Source organism: Gemmatimonadota bacterium (genome assembly GCA_022560615.1).
Taxonomy (GTDB): domain Bacteria; phylum Gemmatimonadota; class Gemmatimonadetes; order Longimicrobiales; family Gaopeijiaceae; genus UBA1138.
Genome location: JADFSR010000007.1, coordinates 55530 through 74673, shown reverse-complemented (window position 1 = coordinate 74673; position 19144 = coordinate 55530). Strand labels below are relative to the sequence as shown.

The window sequence follows — 19144 nt, the reverse complement described above, 5'->3', positions numbered from 1 at the left end:
GGCTACGAGCTCGGCTCCATCCGCTCCCGAGTCGGCGTGATCCGGTCGATCCGGAACGAAGCAAGTCGGTAGATCACGTCGTCTCCGGCCGCTCTGGCCCAGCGTTCGGACGTACCGGTCCCGATGGTCACCTCGGCGAGCACGTTCCCGTCCGCGTCGAGCGCAACGGTCGTCCCACCGCGCTCGCTCTGCGCAAGCGAATCGGCTTCGCTGAGGATCCCGGCGGCGATGAGGTTGGCGAGCTCGGACAGCACCCCCCTCGCGGTGTTGCTGTTCGTCTCGGCGCCTCCCTCGAACGTCCAGAGACTGTCACCCCGCACGAGCACGTATGGTTCTCCGTCCCGCTCGATCTCGACGCGTGCGACCGCGCTCGTATCGATGCGGATGATGCGCCTGTTCTGCCAGTCCGCGAGCCGGCGCCGCACGTGCGAGCGCAGATCTCCTTCGGCTACATAGACTTCGTCCTGTCCCGGCAGACGCACGTACGACGTACCGAAACGAGGGCCTTGGTCGCCGACCACGAGCGCGCGGGTCTCCCCGCCGACATCGATTTCGAGCGTCGCCGCGCTGTCGTCGGCGACACCCATGCGGCCGTGGTTAGCGGGGTTGCTCGCGACGAGTCCGCCCACCTGGAGCCCGGTGACCACGTTCCAAAAGCGGGTGACCGTTCCCGAGTCGGCACGGAGGTCGTTGACGGTCCAGGCGCCCGCGCCTCCGGCCAAGACGACCTCGCCGGACGCGCTCGACATGCGAACCTCGGTCACGGTAGCCTCCGTAACGCCGTCGAAGACTGCCGCGATCTCTCCGCTGGCACTCGGAACGCCGCCGCCGCCGCCTGACAGCAGCGTCGCGATCGCCCACACTGCCACGACCACGACAAGAGCACCGACGAGCTGCTTCAGCGTGCGTTCGCTCATGCCACGATCCCTCCCCAGCGGGCTTCCGCCCTGCGTCGGCGCCCGGTGATTCGGACCGCGCCGAAGAGCACGAAGGCGAGCGGAATCCCGATGAGATTGCCCCACTTCAGGAACGTGCGCGTGAAGTCGGACTGAAATACCAGGTTCGGGGGCGTACGATTCTTCGACCGGATGCGAATCAGCGCCTCGTCCTGTGCGAGCCAATCGATCGAGTTCGCGAGAAAGACCAGGTTCGTCGGGTTCGACTGCATGAACTGCGCTTCGGCGAACGACGCGTCGCCGACCACGACCAAACGGCCGGACGCCTCTCCCTCGGCCGGTGTGACCGCCACAGCGACCGTGCGAACCCTGAGCTCCTCAGGCGGGCGACTCCAATCCTGGTCGGGTATGATCGGCGCCATGGGGCCCTGCACGGCGCCTGCCGCGGTCGTGGTCCAGAGCGGCGTCACACGTGTGCTATCGCGCACCTCGAGCTCGGTCGCCCACGCGACGGTGAGGGAGTGGAGTCCGCTCGTGATCGCATGATCCGAACCGGGAACCGTGATCGGCCACAACGGATACGGTGCGATCACACTGAACAGGCCACGCCGTCCCAGATTTACGTGCTCACTCGACTGAAGATCCATCAGCATGCTGCCCGTAAAGCCGATCCCGTTCTCCTCCAGCAAAGGTTCCAGACCCGAGCGGACTGGCATGGCCTGTGCAGACTGCGGGCTCAGCTGAACGGCTTCCAGCAGCAACAGCGCCGCGCCACCCGCGGCAACGAAGTCACGCACGCGCTGCACCGCCATGCTGTCCAACATCTGTGTGGGGCCGGCGACGACGAGCACCTCGGTCGAGTCCCGGGAGATCGCCGCCGCCGAGTCACCCGCGATGTCGATGGAACGGAAGTCGTACCTGTCTGCGAGGCTCTGCGCGAGCCCCGGGATCTCCGCAGCGGTCTTGGCCCCGAACCCCCGCACGAACGCGACACCGGCCCTGCTTTCGTTCGTCATGCGGTAGATAGCCGACGCGATCCGGAACTCGAGGTCGTCCGTGCGCAGAATGATCGGCATGACTTCCTGCTCGTCGGCGTACACGATCGCCAGACCGTAATAGCCACGCCGGATCTGGAATTCATCTTCGCGCAATACGTTGAACTCGACCGGGAAGATCCCGAACGAGGAGGCCTCGCTCGCAGCGTCCTCGTCGTCGTCCGGATCCACGTCGGTAACGACGAGGTTGCCGTTGGACGCACGCCGCATGTCCGCGAGCAGGTCTCGCACATCCCTCAGCTGGAGTTGGAGCTCCGCGGGCAGTTCGGCTGACGCGAAGAGCTTGATCTGCACGAGGTCGTCCAACTCCCCGAGCAACTCCCGGGAACCGTCCGCGAGCGTATACAGGTTGCCCGCGGTGAGATCGAGGCGACCACGCACGTGACTTCCGAGCAAGTTCAGCGCGATCACCAGCGCGGCAACGACCGCCGAACCGACCCGGAGTCGCTTGAACTCGTCGCGCTCCGGGCTCAGGCGCTCCCGGCTGACCGCGCCGACGGCGAGCATCAGGAAGAGCCCCGTCGTGGACACGAAGTAGAGCACGTCCCGAAGATCGACCACTCCTCGTGCGACGTTCTCGAAATGACCGAGCACCGAGAGCCGCGCGAGAGCCCCAGAAATCGACGGTGGAAGCCCGATCTGTACGACCGGCAGGCCGATCAGAAAGAGCGCGAAGCTCAGCGCGGCCGCGATGATGAACGCCGTGATCTGATCGCGCGTGATGCTGGACGCCCAGAGCCCGATCGCCACGAACTGCCCCACCAGGAGCCCAGCCCCCAGGTACTGTGCAAGGACGATGCCCGCGTCCGCCTCGGAGACCATCAACATACCGATCGAGGTCGGCACCGTACCGGCTAGAGCGATGAGCACGAAGGCCCAGTTGCCGAAGAACTTGCCGAGCACGAACTCGCTCTCGGAGAGCGGCTGGGCCATGAGCCACTCGAGCGTGTTGCCGCGACGCTCTTCAGCCACCGCGCGCATGGTCGCCGCCGGTACGAAGACCGCGAAGAGCAACGGCAGCAAGTCGAAAAGGGGCCGCATGGTCGCGGTCCCGGACGCATACATCGTCCGGAACGCAAGGAAGAGCGAGAGGCCCAGAAAGGCTACGATCAGAACGTACGCCGTCGGCTGATCGAAGTAGCCGCGCAGCTCGCGCCGCGCGATGGTCCACGTTCCCCGCATCACACGTCTACCTCGCTCTCGCTGGCTTCCTCACCGACGTTCTCGACATCGGCCTCAGACTCACCCTCGGGGTGTCCGACGTCCCGTCGGCCGGTCGAGCCCGCGGCGCCGTCCGACGTCAGATTTCGGAAGACCTGCTCCAGGGTCGCCCGCTCGCGATGGAGCTCCCACAGGGTCCAGCTGCTGTCCCGCGCGAGCTCGAAGATGCGAGGCCTCAGGTCCTCCTCACCGTGAGAGTCGAGCACCACGCGCACGCGGCCGTCCACTTCCTCAGAGGAGTGACCAGAGACCCCGGGCAGCCCCGCCAGCGCGTCGGCGACTCCCGAGCCCACGGCCTCGACCACGTAGCGCACGGCCCCGGCCAGGCTGGCGAGCAGCTCCTCCACGCTCCCATCGGCGGCCAGTCGACCCTCGTTGAGAATGACGAGCCGCGAGCATGTCGCCTCGACCTCCTGCATCACGTGCGTGCTCAGCAGCACCGTGCGCTCGCGGCCGAGGCTCCCGACCAGACGGCGGATCTCCACACGCTGGTTCGGGTCGAGCCCCTCCGTCGGCTCATCGAGTATGAGCACCTCGGGCCGGTGCAGGATCGCGCCTGCGAGACCGATGCGCTGCCGATACCCCTTCGAGCACTCCCCAATGGGCCGATAGAAGACCTCGCTCACGCCGGTCTCGTCGACCGCGTCCGCGATGCCCGAGCGCGCCTCATCCAGGGAAAGCCCCCGCAACTCCGCGACGTGCTCGAGGTACTCCGCGACGAGCATCTCGTGGTAGAGCGGGTTCGCCTCGGGCAGATACCCGACCCGGCGCTTTGCCTCGGTGAGGTCGTCAGCTATCGGTGCGCCGTCGAACAGCACTGCGCCCTCGTCCGGCTGAAGCGTGCCGGTGATCATGCGCATGGTCGTGGTCTTGCCGGCTCCGTTCGGGCCGAGGAAGCCGACGACCTCCCCGCGGTCGACCGTGAAGCTCAAGTCGTCGACCGCGGTCACCGCACCGTACCGTTTTGTAACGCCCTCAACTGAGATCATCTACACTCCATATGCAGCGAACCAAGTCAGCGTTTCGCCCAAAGATCGCCACGTCCGTCGCCACGAAAGCGCTCGATACTACACGTACTCCATGGGCTTGTCCACTGCGACTTTCGACGCGATCGCGAGCCGCTTCGTTGCCCGCGCGGAGGGAGGAGCAGCGCCGCCGTGCGTCGCGTCTCGATCAGCCGACTTCGCGTGCGATCTCTGCAAACCGGCCTGCCATCTTGGGACCGGCGCCCTCGTCCTCATGCTTGAAGAAGATGAAGGCGCGTTCCCACTCCGGGGCGGCCACACTCCGAGCCCATCGCTCGAGGTCGCCATCGTCGTACGTGGGCCTGCGCAGACGCAGGTATCCCCAGGGGGCTGTGTGCACGATGGGCTCGTCGTCTCCCGACTCTTCGGTATCCGCGCAAACCAACGCCATCCCACGGTCGCGCAGCAGATCATACACTTCGTCGTCGTACCAGCTGTCGTGGCGAAACTCCCAAGCGGCGGGGGTGCCCTCCGGCAGCATCCCCAAGAATCCGGAGAAGCGCTCGATGTCCTTCTTGAAGTTCGGAGGCAGCTGGAAGAGCAACACGCCCATGCGATCCCCGAGAGAGCCGAGCGTCGACAGCAAGTACTCAGTCGCTTCCTGCGACGCGGCTTTGAGGCGCGCGAAGTGGGTGATCTTGCGAGACGCCTTGATCGAGAACCTGAAGCCGTCCGGCACCTGCTCGGCCCAGCTCTCCAGCACCGATGTCTTCGGCAGGCGATAGAACGTGGCGTTGATCTCGACTGCGCCCAGGCGCTCCCCGTAGTAGGAGAGCATGTCTTTGTTGGACAGATCTTCGGGGTAGAAGCTGCCCTTCCACTCCCTATAGCTGTAACCGCTCGTACCGATGTGTAGCTCCACATCCACCTCCGTGATCGAGAGGATGCCTGTGAGAGGCGCCGTGAGGCAAGCGACCCGGGAAGCCTTGCGCGCCGAGCGCTCGAGACGAACGCTTCGATGCACGCAGTCTCATGATCGTCGGCTGAGCCGGCTTGGAGCGTGACTATGAAGAGCTCTATCCTCCCCGCCTTCGCGCTGGCCCTCGGCGTCCTGCTCACCGGTCACGACGATCTGCTCGCCCAGAAGCGGCGCCTCGGATCCCTGGACTTCCTGAACTCGGGGACGCCCGAAGCGCAGGCTTCCTTCCTAGACGGCGTGCTACTTCTCCACTCCTTCGAGTTCGGTGATGCAGCGACCGAGTTCAGGAAGGCCCAGGAGATCGATCCCGACTTCGCGCTGGCATACTGGGGCGAGGCAATGACGTACAACCACCCGCTCTGGCGGCAACAGGACAAGCCGGCCGCGCTGGTCGCGCTCGGGCGGTATGCGGCGAGTGCCCAAGCCCGTCAGTCGAGGGCTCCCACCCAACCGTGAAGCGGCGTATCTCGCGACGCTCGACGTGCTGTACGGAGAGGGCACCAAGACTGAACGCGACGTCGCCTACATGGGGGCCATGGAGCGGCTCATGAGCGCGTATCCCGACGACCTCGAGGCGCGCGCGTTTTACTCGCTCGCGATTCTCGGGAGCACGGACGGCGAGCGAGACTTCACGACGTACATGCGAGCTGCTGCGGTGGCGCAGTCGATCGTCGGTCTGAATCCGAACCACCCTGGTGCGGTGCACTACATCATCCATGCGTTCGACGACCCTGTGCACGCGCCTCTGGGTCTACCGGCCGCTCGTGCCTACTCGGGCATCGCGCCCGATGCTGGACATGCCCAGCACATGACGTCGCACATCTTCTTGGCGTCGGGCATGTGGGACGATGTCGTGGCGGCGAACGTCCGTGCGCGCGATGTCCAGAACGGTCGCAACGCCGAGCTCGGCCAGCCCTCGAACCCGTGCGGGCACTACACGTCGTGGCTCCACTACGGTTGGCTCCAACAGGGCAAGATAGACCACGCCGAGCGGGGCGTAACTGAGTGCCTACAGCGCGTACTCTCGGGAGCCAACCTCGGCGAGGTGAACTACTTCGTGAACATGCGCGCCCGTCACGTACTCGACCTGGGCGACTGGGATGCAGCAGAACGCTTGAGCGCGGACGTAGATCACCCCGGCTACGACTTCATCACGGGCATCGCGGCCATCAGGAAGGGGGATCGAGATACCGCGCAGGAGATGCTCATCAAGCTGGGCTCCCGCCCCACCACCGAGAATCCGCGGCTTCGCATCGCCCACATGGAGTTGGCGGCGCTCATCGCCTTCGACGGAGGCGACGTGGATCAGGCTATTGGACTGCTCACTGAGGCGGCCGTGCTGGAGGAGACCCTCCCGATCGAGTTCGGTCCTCCGGCGAGCCTGCAACCACCGCACGAGTTGCTCGGCGCGGTCTACCTGATGAGTGATCGTCCCGCGGAGGCAGTGCTCGTTTTCCGGAAAGCGCTCGAACTTGCGCCGCGGCGCACCAGCTCGCTGGTCGGGCTATCCACGGCCGCGACCGAGGCGGGAGAAGATGCCGCGGCGGCGGACGCCATGGCGCGGCTCGAAGCGATCTGGAAGGACGCCGATCAGGCCTTCCTGCAGCGCTTCGGCTGGCCCTCGGGGTCGCGCGACTAGCCGCTCCGGCCCAGAAGATAGGACCTTCCGGGTGGCGTTTGCCGGCCCGACCCCCGAAACTTGGACCGCGCGCCGGCCGTCGTGGTATGGATCGGGCGGGCGCCCAAGTCTTCATTTCACAGGACGGTCTCGCATGGGCCCAGAAGTCTGGGTCAGCCTCGCAGTGGTATTCGTAGCGGGTGGAGCCATCGGCTCCGCCGGCACGCTGCTGACGCAGTGGATCCTCCGCAAGGTGGACTTGGCGTCCCCACCCGGGGAGCTCGGGGCACCGGAGTACCGCGTGATGCGCAAAGAGCTCGCGGAGCTGGGACGTCAGATGCGCAATGTGGACGCGCGACTGGACTTCACGGAGCAGCTACTGGGCGGTGCGCTCCCGCTCGCTCCACCGCCTAGCCGACTAGCCCCGCTCGAGGAGGAGCCAGAGGCTGAGGGAAGCGCAGGGGAGGGCGACCCGGGGTAGAGCGCGTGCGCCGGCGCTCATCCTTCGGGCTCACCAGCCATCGAGGTCCTCGTGAATACGCCACCACCGCGCACGAGGGGGCGACCCGGCATTTCGCCCGTTGCCGAGCCCTCCCGGATGGCGAACACGCCGTTCACGAGCACGTGAACCGTGCCCTCCGAGTACTGGTGTGGGTCCTCGTACGTCGCCATGTCCTGCACCCGAGTCATGTCCAGCACCACGATATCGGCGGCCATGCCCACGCGCAGATAGCCACGATCGGTCCAGCCGAGAAAATCAGCCGCTAGGCCGGTCATCGAGCGCACGGTGTACGGCAGCGTGATGAGCCGCTCGTCGATCACGAGGTCCTTCAGCTTCTTGGTGAAGGAGCCGAACGCCCTCGGGTGCGTCACCGGTCGCGTCGGACCGGGGTCCCTGCCATCGGTACACGTCATCATCCAGTCGACGCCGGCGAGGTAACGGGTGTTCTCCGGATCGTAGAGGTCGAGGTTCATGACCGAGGCATTACCGGTCCGCAGAATCCGTCGGGCCGCCTCGGGCGCGGTGAGTCCCCATTCCGTCGCCACGTCCGCCAGCGTCTTGCCATTCAGGTCGGGCCGCTCGTCCACGAGGAGGATGTGGTCGGCCCCACCCCGGATCGCGAGCATCTCCCGGGTCTGACGATCGATGATCGAGAGTGTGTCGGGATCGTCGAAGCGGCGGATCATCGCGGTGTCGCCTCCGGCGACGACCCAACTCGGGACGGTGTACGAGCGCAGGTTCGACTGGGTGGCCGTATACGAATGGTGGGCTCCCGCGACTTCGACGCCGCGCGCCCGAGCCTCTTCGATGAGCGCCGCCCCCTCGGGGGCCCGGCCGTAGTTGTGAGCGCCCTGGACGTTGAAGTGGCTGAAGATGACCTTGGTGCCGGCTTCCTCCCCGATGCGAATCCCCTCGGCGATCGACCTCAGATACCCGAACGATGGGTACGACGCTCCGAGATCTCGGTCATGGGTGTCGTAGATCGCCCCTTCGTACTCGGCGGCGACGCGATTGAGCTCGATGACCTCTTCGGTCTCGGCGTAGTTGCCAGGTAGGTAAAACAGCCCGGACGACAGCCCGTAGGCCCCCTCCTCCATGCCCTTCCGCACGAAAGCACGCATGGCGTCGAGCTCCCCGGCGGTAGGCGGTCGGTCCTCCATGCCGATCGCGGCCCGACGCGCCGCGTTATGCCCCACGAAGAGCAGCGCGTTCACGCCGATACCGTCGCTCGCCCACCTTCCGAGGCGGGCGGCGACCTCTTTCCCGCCTCCGCCGTCGACGCCCAGCACGACCGAGGTAATGCCCTGATAGAGGAACGCGCGCGCGTCCCGCCCGTGGTCCGTGTCCAACTCGGCGTGCGAGTGCATGTCGATGAAGCCCGGCGCAACCGTCAGGCCGCGGACGTCCACCGTGTCCGCCGCGGTGATGCCGGCCGCGGCCGCGTCACCCACGAAGGAGATCCGACCACCCGAGACAGCGACGTCGGCCGTGGCGGCATCCGAGCCCGAGCCGTCGAGAACCGAGCCCCCCACGAGAAGCACGTCGACGAAGTCGGCGTCAGCTGCGCACGCACTGAAGACGGGCGCGAGCAAGGCGAGGGCGGTGAAACGGAGCGTCTTCATCGAGTTCACTTCCGGACGGAATGGTGAATTCGTGATAGTAAGACACGAGTGCCCCGGCCCGCTACACGGCGGACCGGGGCGCTCAGCGACGCTGGAACCGAGCTACTTCGAGCGCTTCTTACGCGCCTTCTTCGGCTTCCGCCCCTGATTGGGATGCTCGAGGAACTTCCACGTCTCGCCACGCCGAAGCATGTAGATGGTGCTGGGCGATACGCCCAGCTTCCGAGCCCAATCGGCTCCGGACTTGCGCCATCTGTCGGCCTTCTCGTCCCAGTCGTCCAGGACTCTTCGGGCCTGCTTCTCGGTCAACTCGGCATGCGGAGAGTTTGCTCCGCGGAGCCACACGTTCGATCCGTACCACCGATCCACCTTTTGGATCGGACCACCGATCTTCCGTCCCGTGTGTCCGAGGCAATAGTGGCGCACCTGATCCACAGAGAACGGCGGATGCATCCGCGAGATCTCCGCGTACAGGTAGCCCTCCTCGGCGAGATCCCTCCACACTCTCACGAGGGGCCCGTCGGGCTTGGCCATGCGTCTACTCTCCTGCAAGGGGGGATAGTGTCGAATAGGTTGTTGTCGCCCATATCCCCGGGCGAAGAAGGAAGTTCCGCATCAATCGCGCCGTATGCAACCATCCGACGTTGAAGCACGCCGACGTTCCCAAAAAAACGTTCTGCCACTTGGCCTGCCAAGATCCGGCACAGCCTAGGCGCCGCCCGACTCCCCGCTCCCGGACTTCATCCGATGGGCAAAGCGTTGACGGAACTTCCCGAGCTTGGGTGCCACGACGACCCGGCAATACGGCTGCTCCCCGTTCCTCCGGAAATACTCGTCGTGGTACTCCTCCGCGGGATAGAAGGAAGCGAGCGGCTCCACCGTCGTGACGATCGGGCTATCCCAGGGACCGTCACGGTCGAGCTCCCTGATCACCTCGAGCGCGATATCGCGCTGCGTTTCATCCTCGTAGAAGATGGCGGAGCGGTACTGCGTGCCAACGTCGTTGCCCTGACGGTTGAGCGTCGTCGGGTCGTGCACACCGAAGAAGATCTCGAGCAGTTCACCGTAAGAGATGACTTCGGGCTCGAACTCGACCTGTACGACTTCGGCGTGACCGGTGGTGCCGGTGCACACCTGCTCGTACGTCGGGTTGGGCACGGCACCGCCCACGTACCCGGACTTAACCAGGCTGACGCCCTCCACGAGCTCGAACACGGCTTCGATGCACCAAAAACAGCCGCCCGCCAGCGTCGCACGTTCCACGCCTGTCACCTAGGAGATCACCTTCTTCTCGTCCTTCTTCTCGTCCTTCTCGTCGTCCTTCGGGCGCTCCCACGGCGTCCACTCTATGCCTCGCACGTACTTCTGGATCCAGCGGATCTCCTCCACGTCACGGGTGCGTTGGTGGCGCGGCTCGCGGAAGCCGTGCGGCTCCCTGGGAAAGCGTATGTAGCGGGCGATCTTGCCCTGATCCTTGAGAGCCTGAAAGAACATCATGCTTTGCGGCTCCGTGTCGGTCCGGTCGTTCATCCCGTGTAGGATGAGCGTTGGCGTCGTGACGTTCGCGACGTGCGTGAGAGCCGACCGCTCACGCCACTCGTCCGGATTCTCCCACGGGGTACCGCCGATGTACCAGAGCCGGACGTCGTGGTTGAAGCCCGGCCCGTACTCGGACGTCCAATCCGAAACCATCGCGCCTATGGACGCACCTTTGAAGCGGTCCGTCTGCGTGACCGTCCAGCCGCCGAGGATGCCGCCATAACTCCAACCGCGCAGCCCCAGCTGATCGGGATCGGCGATGCCCCGAGCGATGACCTCGTCGACACCGGTCATGAGATCCGCGTAGTCTCCACCTCCGATGTCCTGCGCGTTCCCGCTCAGCAGCTCGTCGTCGTAGCCAGAGCTCCCGCGCACGTTGGGGAAGAGCTGAGCATAGCCAAGTCCCGCCCACACGTGGTTCTGTGTCGAGAACGCATTCCGGAAGACCCCCGCCGGTCCGCCGTGGATGTGCAGCAAAAGCGGCAACGCTTCGTCGCGGTCGTCGTTGGGCAGCATGAGAATGCCCTCGATCGCGGTTCCATCCTCGCTGGTCCACTGAATCAGCTCGCCCTTCCCCAGCGCGATCTCCTCTTCGATCCATGGGTTTGCGTCCGTGAGGCGAACGCCGCCCGTGCCGTCGGTCGGTCCGGTCCACACGTCGGTCGGCGTGTCGAAGCTCTGAAAGACGTATGCCATGTGCGTGCGATCCCGCGTGAACGAACTCGGCGAGAGCGAGCCGAACGCGGACGTCACTTTGACGACGTCGCCTGATGCGACATCGAGGCGGAACAGGTTGTTGTTGGTGCCCTGCAGCCCGCTGAACAGGATGCCGGACGCGTCCGGAGTCCACACGAAGGTGCCGATATTGCCGTCGAATGCTCCCGAGACCATGCGCTTGTCGCCACTCTCGGGATCCATGACCCAGATCTTGTCGAGCACGAGCTCCCACTCGCCGTCGGTCCGAGCGGTGTATGCAAAGCGCCGACCGTCCGGAGCCCAGAGCAATCGACTCTCCGGTGCGCGGTTCTCGGTGAGCCGACGGATCTCGCCGCTTTCAACGTCCAAGAGCCGGATCTCCGAGAGATTCCGCTGGTTTCGCCGATTCTCGCTGCGCGAAGTGAAGACGATGCGGTCGCCTGCGGGTGAGACCGCGAACGAGGCGATGCGGTGATCGACCTCGGTGAGGCGCTTCTCCTCTTCCGACGCCACATCGATGACCCAGAGGTTGTTCCAGGTCCCGTCGCGCTGGCCGTTGGCGCCCTCGTCCACGAAGATCGCGTCGTCTCCGTCCTTGCGAGCCTTCTCTTCCTCCTCGCTCCGAGCCTCCGGCGCCACGAAGAAAATCTTCGACCCGTCTTGGGACCATTGATGCGAACCCACGGATGCCTTGTGCTTGCTCAACTGCTGAGCCTCGCCACCGTCGGTGCGGATGAGGAACAGCTGCGTCTTGTCGTCGATGGAACGTGTGAACGAGAGCGTACTCCCGTCGGGCGAGAACTGGAACCCGTTGCCGCCCTCTTCTCCAATGAAGCGGTAGGGCTCGCCGCCCTCCGTCGGAACCCGCCACCAGGTCGTCTTGCGTTCGTTCTCGTCCCAGTCGAGCTCGGACTTCGAAAAGAGAACCCAGCTACCGTCGGGAGAGATGGTGGCTCCGCCGACTCGGACCATGTCGAGGCCGTCGTCGGTGGTCATCGCACGGCGCTCCTGCGCAGAGGCAGGAACGACCAGCAAGAGCATCACGGGGAGTAGCGCGAGCTTCCGCATGGGGTCTCCTAGTTACTTCTCCTAGTTACCTGGAAGCAGCAGGGTCTATCTTCCAAAGCCGCCGCACAAGACTCTCCGAGGGGGAGCGAGCAGATGTCGACCGCCCGCTACGTCATCGCTGTGCTTCTCGTGATCAGTCTCCCGCCCGCGATCGTGTGGTGGTACGTGATCCACCCGTTCGTCGGTTTCTGGCGGAAGATCGGCAAACCGATCACATACACCGTGATGACCGTGCTCTTCCTCGGCAGCGTCGTGGGGCTGTTCGCGGTCCGTGACGCGTTGGTGCTCACCGACCTCGGCACGAGTTGGATCATGGTCGGCGTGGCCGCGGTCCTCATCATCCCTGCGATCTGGCTCGCGATCCTGCGCGCGAAGTACCTGAGCTTTGGGATTCTCGCGGGAGTCCCTGAACTCGACGCGGACGGCTCGGGCGGCAAGCTGCTCAACCAGGGGATCTACGCCGTCATCCGTCACCCACGGTACGTGGAGATCGCGCTCGGCACGCTCGCGTACGCGGCATTCGCCAACTACCTCGGCGGCTACATCCTCGCCCTGCTCACGATCCCGGGCATCCATGCGGTCGTCGTGATCGAGGAGAAGGAGCTCGCCGAGCGATTCGGCGAGGAGTACGAGGCGTATAGGGCGAGCGTGCCACGATACATTCCCACGCGAGACGCGTAGCTCGACTGCCGTCAGCGAGGGCCGGAAACGATGTCGACGTCTCCAACGTCCGCGATGGGGTTGTACCCGATCCTCAGGTAGATCGCGTTCGACGTCGGGTTCGAGAGGTCGGTGTACAACACGCAGAAGCTCAGGCCTTGCTCGAGCAAGAAGGCATGCCCCGCATGCCGGTTTCCCAGCCGCCGCCCTTCAGCGCGATCCACGCCGACGCGACGGCTTCGGCGGAGTCGTCCGGTCCGAGTACAGCGGGGATCTGATCGTAGACTTCGGCGATCCTCTCGACGATGTCCCCGGCCGCCTCCAACGGGATCGAGGTGATCAGCAGTTTGTGAGGGGGGTGCGGATCGCACATCCCACGACGTCACCGTCCTGCTCCACCGTGCCGAAGAGCACGTCGGCACCGGCGGTTCCGGCGTCCCTACGCGCATAAGCCAGACTCAAGTGGAGGTTGTGCTCGGCCTCACGGGCCAGGAGCCATGACTCTGCCCGCTCTAGGAAGTCTCCCGGGCTCGCATGACGGACCAGCGCTCGTAGGTCACCGTGTCACCCCCCCCCCGGGAATCGACCCGTATCTGTCCGTCCTCATCGTCAAAGGCGCTCGACGACCTCGGCCTCTGCGGTCGCCAGCACGGACGCCATGACCCCTAGCGACGTGACAACGTCGTCCCGACTTACGTCGCGGTGAGTCACTGCCCGCAGACCGTGCTCACCATTGGGCAGCATGTGGACACCACGTTCATGGCAACATGTGGCGAAAAGGCCCGCGTCCATCACCGTGATCTCGAAGCGCACGATGTTGGACTGCACGGAAGCGAGGTCGACACTCATCCCATCCATGCCGGCGATCCCCTCCGCGAGCAACCGGGCGTGCTCGACGTCCTGGGCCAAATCCTGCCGGTGATGCTCGAGTGCGTGCAGCGCACCGGCAGCGATGATGCCCGCCTGCCGGAACCCGCCACCGAACTGTTGCTTGAAGCGCCGAGCGCGCGTGATCAACTCTCTCGTGCCAGCGAGCGCCGAGCCCACCGGCGCGCCGAGCGCCTTGCTGAAGCACACATTCACAGTGTCGAACGGCGCCGCATAGTCTCGTTCAGACACACCCGAAGCTGCTGTCGCGTGCCACAGACGGGCTCCGTCCAGATGCGTCGCGAGCGCGTGACGCCGCGCTGCTTCACAGACTGCCTGCACATCCGCGAGCGGCCACACCGCGCCCCCACCTCCGTTGTGAGTGTTCTCCACGCACAGCAGCCTCGCTTGCGGGCTGAGCGTCGAAGGGTTGAACGGATGGTCCGGCTCGAGAGACGCGTCCACATCGTCCGTGCTGAATATCCCACGGGCGCCTGTCAGCGGCTTCATGGTCACACCGCTGAGTGCCGCCGCGGCGCCCCCTTCCGCTCGGATGATGTGCGCGGCCCGGTCGATGAGCACCAGGTCGCCGGGTTCGGTGTGCGTCCGGATCGCGATCTGATTCGACATGCTGCCCGTCGGCACGAAGACCGCGTCCTCTTTGCCCAGCAGCTCTGCGGTGCGCGCCTCCAACGCCTTCACCGTCGGGTCGTCTCCGTACACGTCGTCGCCTACCTCGGCCGCCGCCATCGCGGCGCGCATCGCTTCGGTCGGCTTCGTGACGGTATCGCTTCTCAAGTCGATCATGACGGTCACTCGGGGTCGGGTCTGCGGCGGGACGCGTAGCATCCCAAGACGCTCCGCCAGCCGCAAGGTTTGTGCCTTGACGCGGCTCGGCCTCCGGCGCACATGGAGAGTCGGACATACCAACCCGGAGCCTCCTGTGACCCGTAGATTCGCCAGCACCGCCTGCTCGCTCATCCTGCTTCCCATGCTCCTGGCGATGTGCGGAGGCGACGCCGACGATGCCGAGCCGAGCCAGCCTCCAAACCCGCTGCTTCGGCCTGCTCGGTTCACCGAGACCGCGCCGGCGACGTTCCGAGCGCGTTTCGAGACGAGCGTCGGTGAGTTCGTCCTCGAGCTGCACCGCGACTGGGCTCCCCTGGGTGTTGATCGCTTCTACAACCTCGCCAAGAACGGTTTCTTCGACGACTCGCGAGCATACCGCGTCATTGACGGCTTCATGGCGCAGTTCGGCATCAATGCGGATCCGTACGTCAGCCAGGCCTGGAAGACGCAGTTCATCGTCGACGATCCCGTCGTGGAAACGAACAGCCGGGGCCGCGTCACCTTCGCCAAGGGTGGTTTGCACACGCGCACGACCGAGGTCTTCGTCAACTATCGGGACAACGCGGGGCTCGACGAAGAAGGCTTCTCCCCCATCGGTGAGGTCATCGAGGGCATGGAGGTGGTCGACGCCTTCTACGCCGAGTACGGCGACGGGCCACCCCGGGGCTCAGGCCCGTACGCGGCAATGGCGCAGGCGCGGGGCAACGAATACCTGGACGCCGAATTCGGGGAGCTGACGAAGATTATCCGCGTGACGGTCGAGGAGGGGGGGTGAAGACCGGATAGATCTCGCGGTGCTCGAGAAGCAGGCGCTCGACCGCGATCACGTAGGACAGTGCATCACCGAGGCGGTCCGCTACTTCGTGCCGGTCGAATGTAGCAACCGTGGCGGGACCGGTACTGATGGTCGATCCCTCGAGGATACGCAGCGCCGACTCGCGTATCACGGCGGGGTCTCCATTCGGAAAAGTCCCGAGCAGCTGTCCGATCGCATCTTCGACATCCGTGCTGATCGCACCCGCGACGAAGCCACCGCCGAAGATGCCGACGAGCCCTCCCACGATCGCCACGGCGAGCAGCGCAGCGCCGATGCCGAGCAACACCGCGGAGTTCAGACCCGGAATGCGGGAGATGACGGGCATGAAGACGAACGCAACAATCGCGATGATCGCGGCCACGCACCCCGCGGACGAGCGGTCGCCCGACGGTGGCCGCTCACGGAGCTCGGCCAGCGTCTCGAAGACCAGCCTGGGATCGAGCGCGGTGGGGTCGAACGGTAGGTCTGTGGCCATGGTGGGTGTCGCGGAACGTCCTGACTAGCAACTAGCGGCCGGAGCTGCCCGGCACGAACTCCACGATGTCGGCACGCCAGGTCTCAGGATCTCCGTTCACCCCGTGCGGAACGGAAACAACCTCCAGCCAGAGTGGCGTCACCTGGATGAGGAGCACGCTCTCGTCCCGGTCCGTGTAGAAGGGAGTCCACGACTCCTTCCAATGGCGCGCCTTTTGTGCTGGTTCGTCGATCAAGCGCGCGGTACCGACGAGGGTGACGTAGCCGGGTCCGTCCGCGTCGAGGTAGTAGAGGGCGACCCGCGGCTCGGCGCGGATCTGGCTGACCTTCCGGCTGCGCGGGTTCGTCGCGAGCCAGACCGTCATGTCGTCGTCGGGAGCCGCTGCGTCCATAGCTCGCACGGCCGGCCGGCCCTCTTCATCGACCGTCGCAAGCGCCACGTAGCGCGCAGCGCTCATGATGTCCCTGGACGCGGAGAGAAGCTCCGCCCGACCGAGCGTCTGAGCCTCCGAAGACCCGGGCGCTGACAAAAGCGAAGCGACCAAGAGTCCCACAAGCGTGATCATTCGCCACACGACCATCGTGCTCACCCCGCTGCCGCCACACCCACATGTATACGACCGTTGACCAGCGCGTTGAAGAACAGCTTGAAAGTGCCGTGGGTCTGCGCCCGATGCTGTGCCCGAAACCCGATCAGCAACACCGTGCCCTCACCGTGTTCCACGGAGACGACCGCCGCCTTGTCGGCGATGGCTTCCTCGCCGAGCAACCAACCGCTCTGAAGGATGTCCCGATCGATGTAGGTGACGATCCGGTGCACGTCCGAGCTTCGTGCCCCCGCCACCGTCTCGTAGACCTGACCACCAGCCAAGTACGTAGCCAGCGCATTCTCGGGCATGCCGTACGCGAACGGGCTCGACGTGTCGACGTCGACCTTGAGCGTCGAGCCAGGGGCCCAGAACTCGTTGCCCCACATCCCTGCGACCGCGTTACGGATCGGAAGCTCGAACTCGTCTATCGGTAGATCACCGGCCTGCGCGAACGTGACCAGCGTGCCGCCGTTCTCCACGAACGCCTCGAGTTCGTCAATGCCCGCTTGCCCGAACCCACTCCGGTACTCGGGCGGCGTCTGGTTCGGGTCGCCACCGCGACCGCCGCCGCCCTCACGCATTCCGGTCATCATGTCCTTGCTGTCGGCGGGTAGGACGATGACGTCCCACTTCTCGTGCAGGTCACCTTCCAGGATATGGCGATCGAAGAGGCTCGTGTACTCGAACTCGAAGTCCTCGAGCAGCAAACGCGTCCAACCCTCGTCCATGTTTCCGCCGTAATAGCGCTGATACATGCCGATCCGCTGCCGGCTCAGAGGATGGCTCACGCCGGAGGCGTCAGTATCGAGTGACATGAAGTCCACACCGGTCTCCGTGGCGATCTCCCGAATCGTGGCCGCGGCTGTGCCCGCACCGACGATGAAGTCACCCGCCTTCACACCGGCCCCGTCCTGGTCCACACGCCAGACGTTCGCGCCCGCATCGAAGAGTAGGTTTACGGCCGTGAACGCATCGTTCAGAGCGCCGTCGATCACATACCCGTGCTGACCCAGAGAGACCTCGCCCCTCGGCTCGACGAGGTCGCGGACCACCGTGAGCGGAGCCTCGATCGCTGTCCCGACCGGATCGACGTCCACACCCATGAACTCGGAGATCACGTCCCCGGACATGTCGTACGGGCGGATCGGGCTTCCATCTCGATCGCGCGTGAAGCTGTTGTCGGGGTAGTAGGTCTGCCCGAGCAGCCAACGGATCAGTCCGCGCTTCGGCTGCGCCATCGACACCACGTACGAGCCCGCATCGTAGACGTAGCGTTCGTGCGTGAAGCCGACATCCGAACGCTCCACGGTGATGCCCTGTAGAAGCAGCTTGTTCACCATCTTCATCATGGTGAGCGGGTCGTGCTGATCGGCGGAAATCACATACGCCTTGGTAGCGCCCTCCATGCCCCTGCGTGTCTGCCGGCTCGCCTTGTTGTACGCATTCCGCAAAACGGTCTCGCGGTTCTTAGCCGCTAGTTCCAATGGCGAAAAGGTTGCGATGATCTGGCGGTCCACAATATCTCGCACGTGCCACCAGCCTCCGGGCCACGGGCTCGGGAACGTGGTCTGCTCTGCGTACTCGGGTAGCTGGCGCGATCCACCCAACTGATCTGGATGCACGTACAGAGGCGTCGCGAGTCGGGCGCTCGCCGATTCCGTAAGCATGCCAGCGATGTTGTGGAACGGCGTAATCCAGTGGAAGCCGAAGTGACCCCAGCCGGAGTAGATCGCCGCTCCGATCGCGCCGTCGAGCTCCGCCTCCTCCATCTTGTACGCCATGTGCGCGCCGTACCACGCCATCTCGCGCCACACCAACGGATCGCCCTCAGGTCGAATCGGCTCGGCGTACGGAGGCAAATAGATGCGGGCCGTGTACGGGCCCATCTGGTGATGATCGATGTAGGCCTGTGGAACCCACTCCCGGAACAAGATCTCGGCGCCATAATACGACTCGATCGTGTTCTGCATGAACGCGTCACGGTTGTTGTCGTGGCCGATGAAGTGGTGATAGAGCTCCGGGGGTCCCGACCCCTCGTATTCGGTACCGACCCAGCGGTTGTACCAGTCGGTCACGATGATATTGCCGTCCGGATTGAACGCAGGAATCAGGATGGAGACGGTGTTGTCCAGGATCTCGTTGATCCCGTCGTCATCTCTGGTGGCGAAGTCGTACATGACTTCCGCCGCGGACTGACTCCCAGCGACTTCGGTCGAGTGCAGCCCGTACGACTGAACGAAGACGACCTTGCTGTTCTCGATCGCGTTGTCGATCTCCGCCTGTGAGTGCTCTCGCGGGTCCTGTAGGATCGCGTTCATGCGCTTGATCTCGTCGAGATTCGCCAGGTTCTCGGGCGATGACACGAAGATCGATAGAAACGGATTCCCCAACGTGCTCGGGCCCATGTGCACGACCTGCACCCGGTCGCTGCGCTCGCCGATCATGTCGTAGTACTCGACGAGCTTGTCCCAGCGAGCCAGCTGACGGTCCGCACCCATCTGATGACCGAAGAACTGCTCAGGCGACGGGATCTGCTGAGCTGCGGTCCACGCCGGAAAACAAAACGTCAGCGTGAGCAGGACCAGGAAGAGACGACGGAAGGGGAGGTACGCTTTCATGGGATTCTCTCAGGGCACGGCGATGGCCGTGATGACCGGTTTTACAGGTGTCAACGTGGAGGGCGAGACGCCCCCTCCCACTCACACTAGACCGGGGGCTTTGAGCCG

General features: G+C 65.0%; 18 protein-coding genes. 5 read left to right on the top strand and 13 right to left on the bottom strand.

Features of this window, described 5'->3' with window-relative positions; all coding sequences use genetic code 11:
- Nucleotides 1-2: 2 nt before the first annotated feature.
- From IIB36_06550 to IIB36_06535, 4 genes are all read right to left on the bottom strand, one after another.
- Complete coding sequence (locus tag IIB36_06550) at nucleotides 3-917, bottom strand: DUF4340 domain-containing protein (protein MCH7531413.1); 915 nt, start codon at nucleotides 915-917, stop codon at nucleotides 3-5.
- Nucleotides 914-3133, bottom strand: a complete 2220-nt coding sequence (locus IIB36_06545) for a Gldg family protein (protein MCH7531412.1) — start codon at nucleotides 3131-3133, stop codon at nucleotides 914-916. Before IIB36_06545 ends, IIB36_06550 begins: the two co-directional genes overlap by 4 nt.
- Nucleotides 3133-4161, bottom strand: coding sequence for an ATP-binding cassette domain-containing protein (locus IIB36_06540; GenBank protein MCH7531411.1), 1029 nt, complete (start codon nucleotides 4159-4161; stop codon nucleotides 3133-3135). Before IIB36_06540 ends, IIB36_06545 begins: the two co-directional genes overlap by 1 nt.
- A 184-nt stretch (nucleotides 4162-4345) precedes the next feature.
- Nucleotides 4346-5059, bottom strand: coding sequence for a DUF72 domain-containing protein (locus IIB36_06535; GenBank protein ID MCH7531410.1), 714 nt, complete (start codon nucleotides 5057-5059; stop codon nucleotides 4346-4348).
- Nucleotides 5060-5203: 144 nt separating this feature from the next.
- On the opposite strand from IIB36_06535, the gene IIB36_06530 reads away from it, so the two are divergent.
- The 3 genes from IIB36_06530 to IIB36_06520 all read left to right on the top strand — a co-directional run bounded on the left by IIB36_06530 (nucleotide 5204) and on the right by IIB36_06520 (nucleotide 7215).
- The gene (locus IIB36_06530; GenBank protein ID MCH7531409.1) at nucleotides 5204-5572 is read left to right on the top strand and encodes a hypothetical protein; all 369 of its coding nucleotides are present in this window, start codon (nucleotides 5204-5206) and stop codon (nucleotides 5570-5572) included.
- Nucleotides 5532-6755, top strand: coding sequence for a hypothetical protein (locus IIB36_06525; protein ID MCH7531408.1), 1224 nt, complete (start codon nucleotides 5532-5534; stop codon nucleotides 6753-6755). Before IIB36_06530 ends, IIB36_06525 begins: the two co-directional genes overlap by 41 nt.
- 133 nt (nucleotides 6756-6888) lie before the next feature.
- Nucleotides 6889-7215: a hypothetical protein gene (locus tag IIB36_06520; protein MCH7531407.1), complete on the top strand. Its 327-nt coding sequence runs from the start codon at nucleotides 6889-6891 to the stop codon at nucleotides 7213-7215.
- Between the two features lie 17 nt (nucleotides 7216-7232).
- Here IIB36_06520 and IIB36_06515 read toward each other — a convergent pair whose 3' ends face one another.
- The 4 genes from IIB36_06515 to IIB36_06500 all read right to left on the bottom strand — a co-directional run bounded on the left by IIB36_06515 (nucleotide 7233) and on the right by IIB36_06500 (nucleotide 12161).
- Entirely contained in the window at nucleotides 7233-8858 is a 1626-nt protein-coding gene (locus IIB36_06515) for an amidohydrolase family protein (protein ID MCH7531406.1), read from the bottom strand.
- A 102-nt stretch (nucleotides 8859-8960) separates the two neighbouring features.
- Nucleotides 8961-9392, bottom strand: a complete 432-nt coding sequence (locus IIB36_06510; protein MCH7531405.1) for a hypothetical protein — start codon at nucleotides 9390-9392, stop codon at nucleotides 8961-8963.
- Nucleotides 9393-9566: 174 nt separating this feature from the next.
- Nucleotides 9567-10130, bottom strand: coding sequence for a peptide-methionine (S)-S-oxide reductase MsrA (gene msrA / locus IIB36_06505; GenBank protein ID MCH7531404.1), 564 nt, complete (start codon nucleotides 10128-10130; stop codon nucleotides 9567-9569).
- Complete coding sequence (locus IIB36_06500; protein ID MCH7531403.1) at nucleotides 10131-12161, bottom strand: S9 family peptidase; 2031 nt, start codon at nucleotides 12159-12161, stop codon at nucleotides 10131-10133.
- Nucleotides 12162-12254: 93 nt separating this feature from the next.
- Between IIB36_06500 and IIB36_06495 the strand changes: the two genes are divergently transcribed.
- Nucleotides 12255-12842 carry an isoprenylcysteine carboxylmethyltransferase family protein gene (locus IIB36_06495; protein ID MCH7531402.1) on the top strand — a complete coding sequence of 196 codons (588 nt, stop codon included), beginning with the start codon at nucleotides 12255-12257 and terminating at the stop codon, nucleotides 12840-12842.
- A 130-nt stretch (nucleotides 12843-12972) separates the two neighbouring features.
- Here the strand turns inward: IIB36_06495 and IIB36_06490 are convergent, their stop codons facing one another.
- Both IIB36_06490 and IIB36_06485 read right to left on the bottom strand, forming a co-directional pair.
- The gene (locus IIB36_06490) at nucleotides 12973-13194 is read right to left on the bottom strand and encodes a hypothetical protein (GenBank protein MCH7531401.1); all 222 of its coding nucleotides are present in this window, start codon (nucleotides 13192-13194) and stop codon (nucleotides 12973-12975) included.
- A gap of 236 nt (nucleotides 13195-13430) precedes the next feature.
- Nucleotides 13431-14537 carry an aminotransferase class I/II-fold pyridoxal phosphate-dependent enzyme gene (locus IIB36_06485; protein ID MCH7531400.1) on the bottom strand — a complete coding sequence of 369 codons (1107 nt, stop codon included), beginning with the start codon at nucleotides 14535-14537 and terminating at the stop codon, nucleotides 13431-13433.
- Between the two features lie 154 nt (nucleotides 14538-14691).
- Here IIB36_06485 and IIB36_06480 point away from each other — a divergent pair, with 154 nt between their 5' ends.
- The gene (locus tag IIB36_06480) at nucleotides 14692-15312 is read left to right on the top strand and encodes a peptidylprolyl isomerase (protein MCH7531399.1); all 621 of its coding nucleotides are present in this window, start codon (nucleotides 14692-14694) and stop codon (nucleotides 15310-15312) included.
- Here IIB36_06480 and IIB36_06475 read toward each other — a convergent pair.
- The 3 genes from IIB36_06475 to IIB36_06465 are packed head-to-tail and all read right to left on the bottom strand — an operon-like array spanning nucleotide 15281 to nucleotide 19036.
- Complete coding sequence (locus tag IIB36_06475; GenBank protein ID MCH7531398.1) at nucleotides 15281-15829, bottom strand: hypothetical protein; 549 nt, start codon at nucleotides 15827-15829, stop codon at nucleotides 15281-15283. The two genes, IIB36_06480 and IIB36_06475, sit on opposite strands and share 32 nt — an antisense overlap.
- A gap of 31 nt (nucleotides 15830-15860) precedes the next feature.
- On the bottom strand, nucleotides 15861-16418 hold the full coding sequence (locus IIB36_06470; protein ID MCH7531397.1) for a pyridoxamine 5'-phosphate oxidase family protein: 558 nt from the start codon (nucleotides 16416-16418) through the stop codon (nucleotides 15861-15863).
- Entirely contained in the window at nucleotides 16415-19036 is a 2622-nt protein-coding gene (locus IIB36_06465; GenBank protein ID MCH7531396.1) for a peptidase M14 family protein, read from the bottom strand. The genes IIB36_06470 and IIB36_06465 overlap by 4 nt, the downstream gene beginning before the upstream one ends.
- Between the last annotated feature and the right edge of the window lie 108 nt (nucleotides 19037-19144).

Bases quoted from the DNA above. Each gene is read 5' to 3' on its own strand.
- IIB36_06550 (MCH7531413.1), bottom strand. From the start codon at position 917: ATGAGCGAACGCACGCTGAAGCAGCTCGTCGGTGCTCTTGTCGTGGTC.
- IIB36_06545 (MCH7531412.1), bottom strand. From the start codon at position 3,133: ATGCGGGGAACGTGGACCATCGCGCGGCGCGAGCTGCGCGGCTACTTC.
- IIB36_06540 (MCH7531411.1), bottom strand. From the start codon at position 4,161: ATGATCTCAGTTGAGGGCGTTACAAAACGGTACGGTGCGGTGACCGCG.
- IIB36_06530 (MCH7531409.1), top strand. From the start codon at position 5,204: ATGAAGAGCTCTATCCTCCCCGCCTTCGCGCTGGCCCTCGGCGTCCTG.
- IIB36_06520 (MCH7531407.1), top strand. From the start codon at position 6,889: ATGGGCCCAGAAGTCTGGGTCAGCCTCGCAGTGGTATTCGTAGCGGGT.
- IIB36_06515 (MCH7531406.1), bottom strand. From the start codon at position 8,858: ATGAAGACGCTCCGTTTCACCGCCCTCGCCTTGCTCGCGCCCGTCTTC.
- IIB36_06510 (MCH7531405.1), bottom strand. From the start codon at position 9,392: ATGGCCAAGCCCGACGGGCCCCTCGTGAGAGTGTGGAGGGATCTCGCC.
- IIB36_06500 (MCH7531403.1), bottom strand. From the start codon at position 12,161: ATGCGGAAGCTCGCGCTACTCCCCGTGATGCTCTTGCTGGTCGTTCCT.
- IIB36_06495 (MCH7531402.1), top strand. From the start codon at position 12,255: ATGTCGACCGCCCGCTACGTCATCGCTGTGCTTCTCGTGATCAGTCTC.
- IIB36_06490 (MCH7531401.1), bottom strand. From the start codon at position 13,194: ATGTGCGATCCGCACCCCCCTCACAAACTGCTGATCACCTCGATCCCG.
- IIB36_06485 (MCH7531400.1), bottom strand. From the start codon at position 14,537: ATGCTACGCGTCCCGCCGCAGACCCGACCCCGAGTGACCGTCATGATC.
- IIB36_06480 (MCH7531399.1), top strand. From the start codon at position 14,692: ATGTGCGGAGGCGACGCCGACGATGCCGAGCCGAGCCAGCCTCCAAAC.
- IIB36_06475 (MCH7531398.1), bottom strand. From the start codon at position 15,829: ATGGCCACAGACCTACCGTTCGACCCCACCGCGCTCGATCCCAGGCTG.
- IIB36_06465 (MCH7531396.1), bottom strand. From the start codon at position 19,036: ATGAAAGCGTACCTCCCCTTCCGTCGTCTCTTCCTGGTCCTGCTCACG.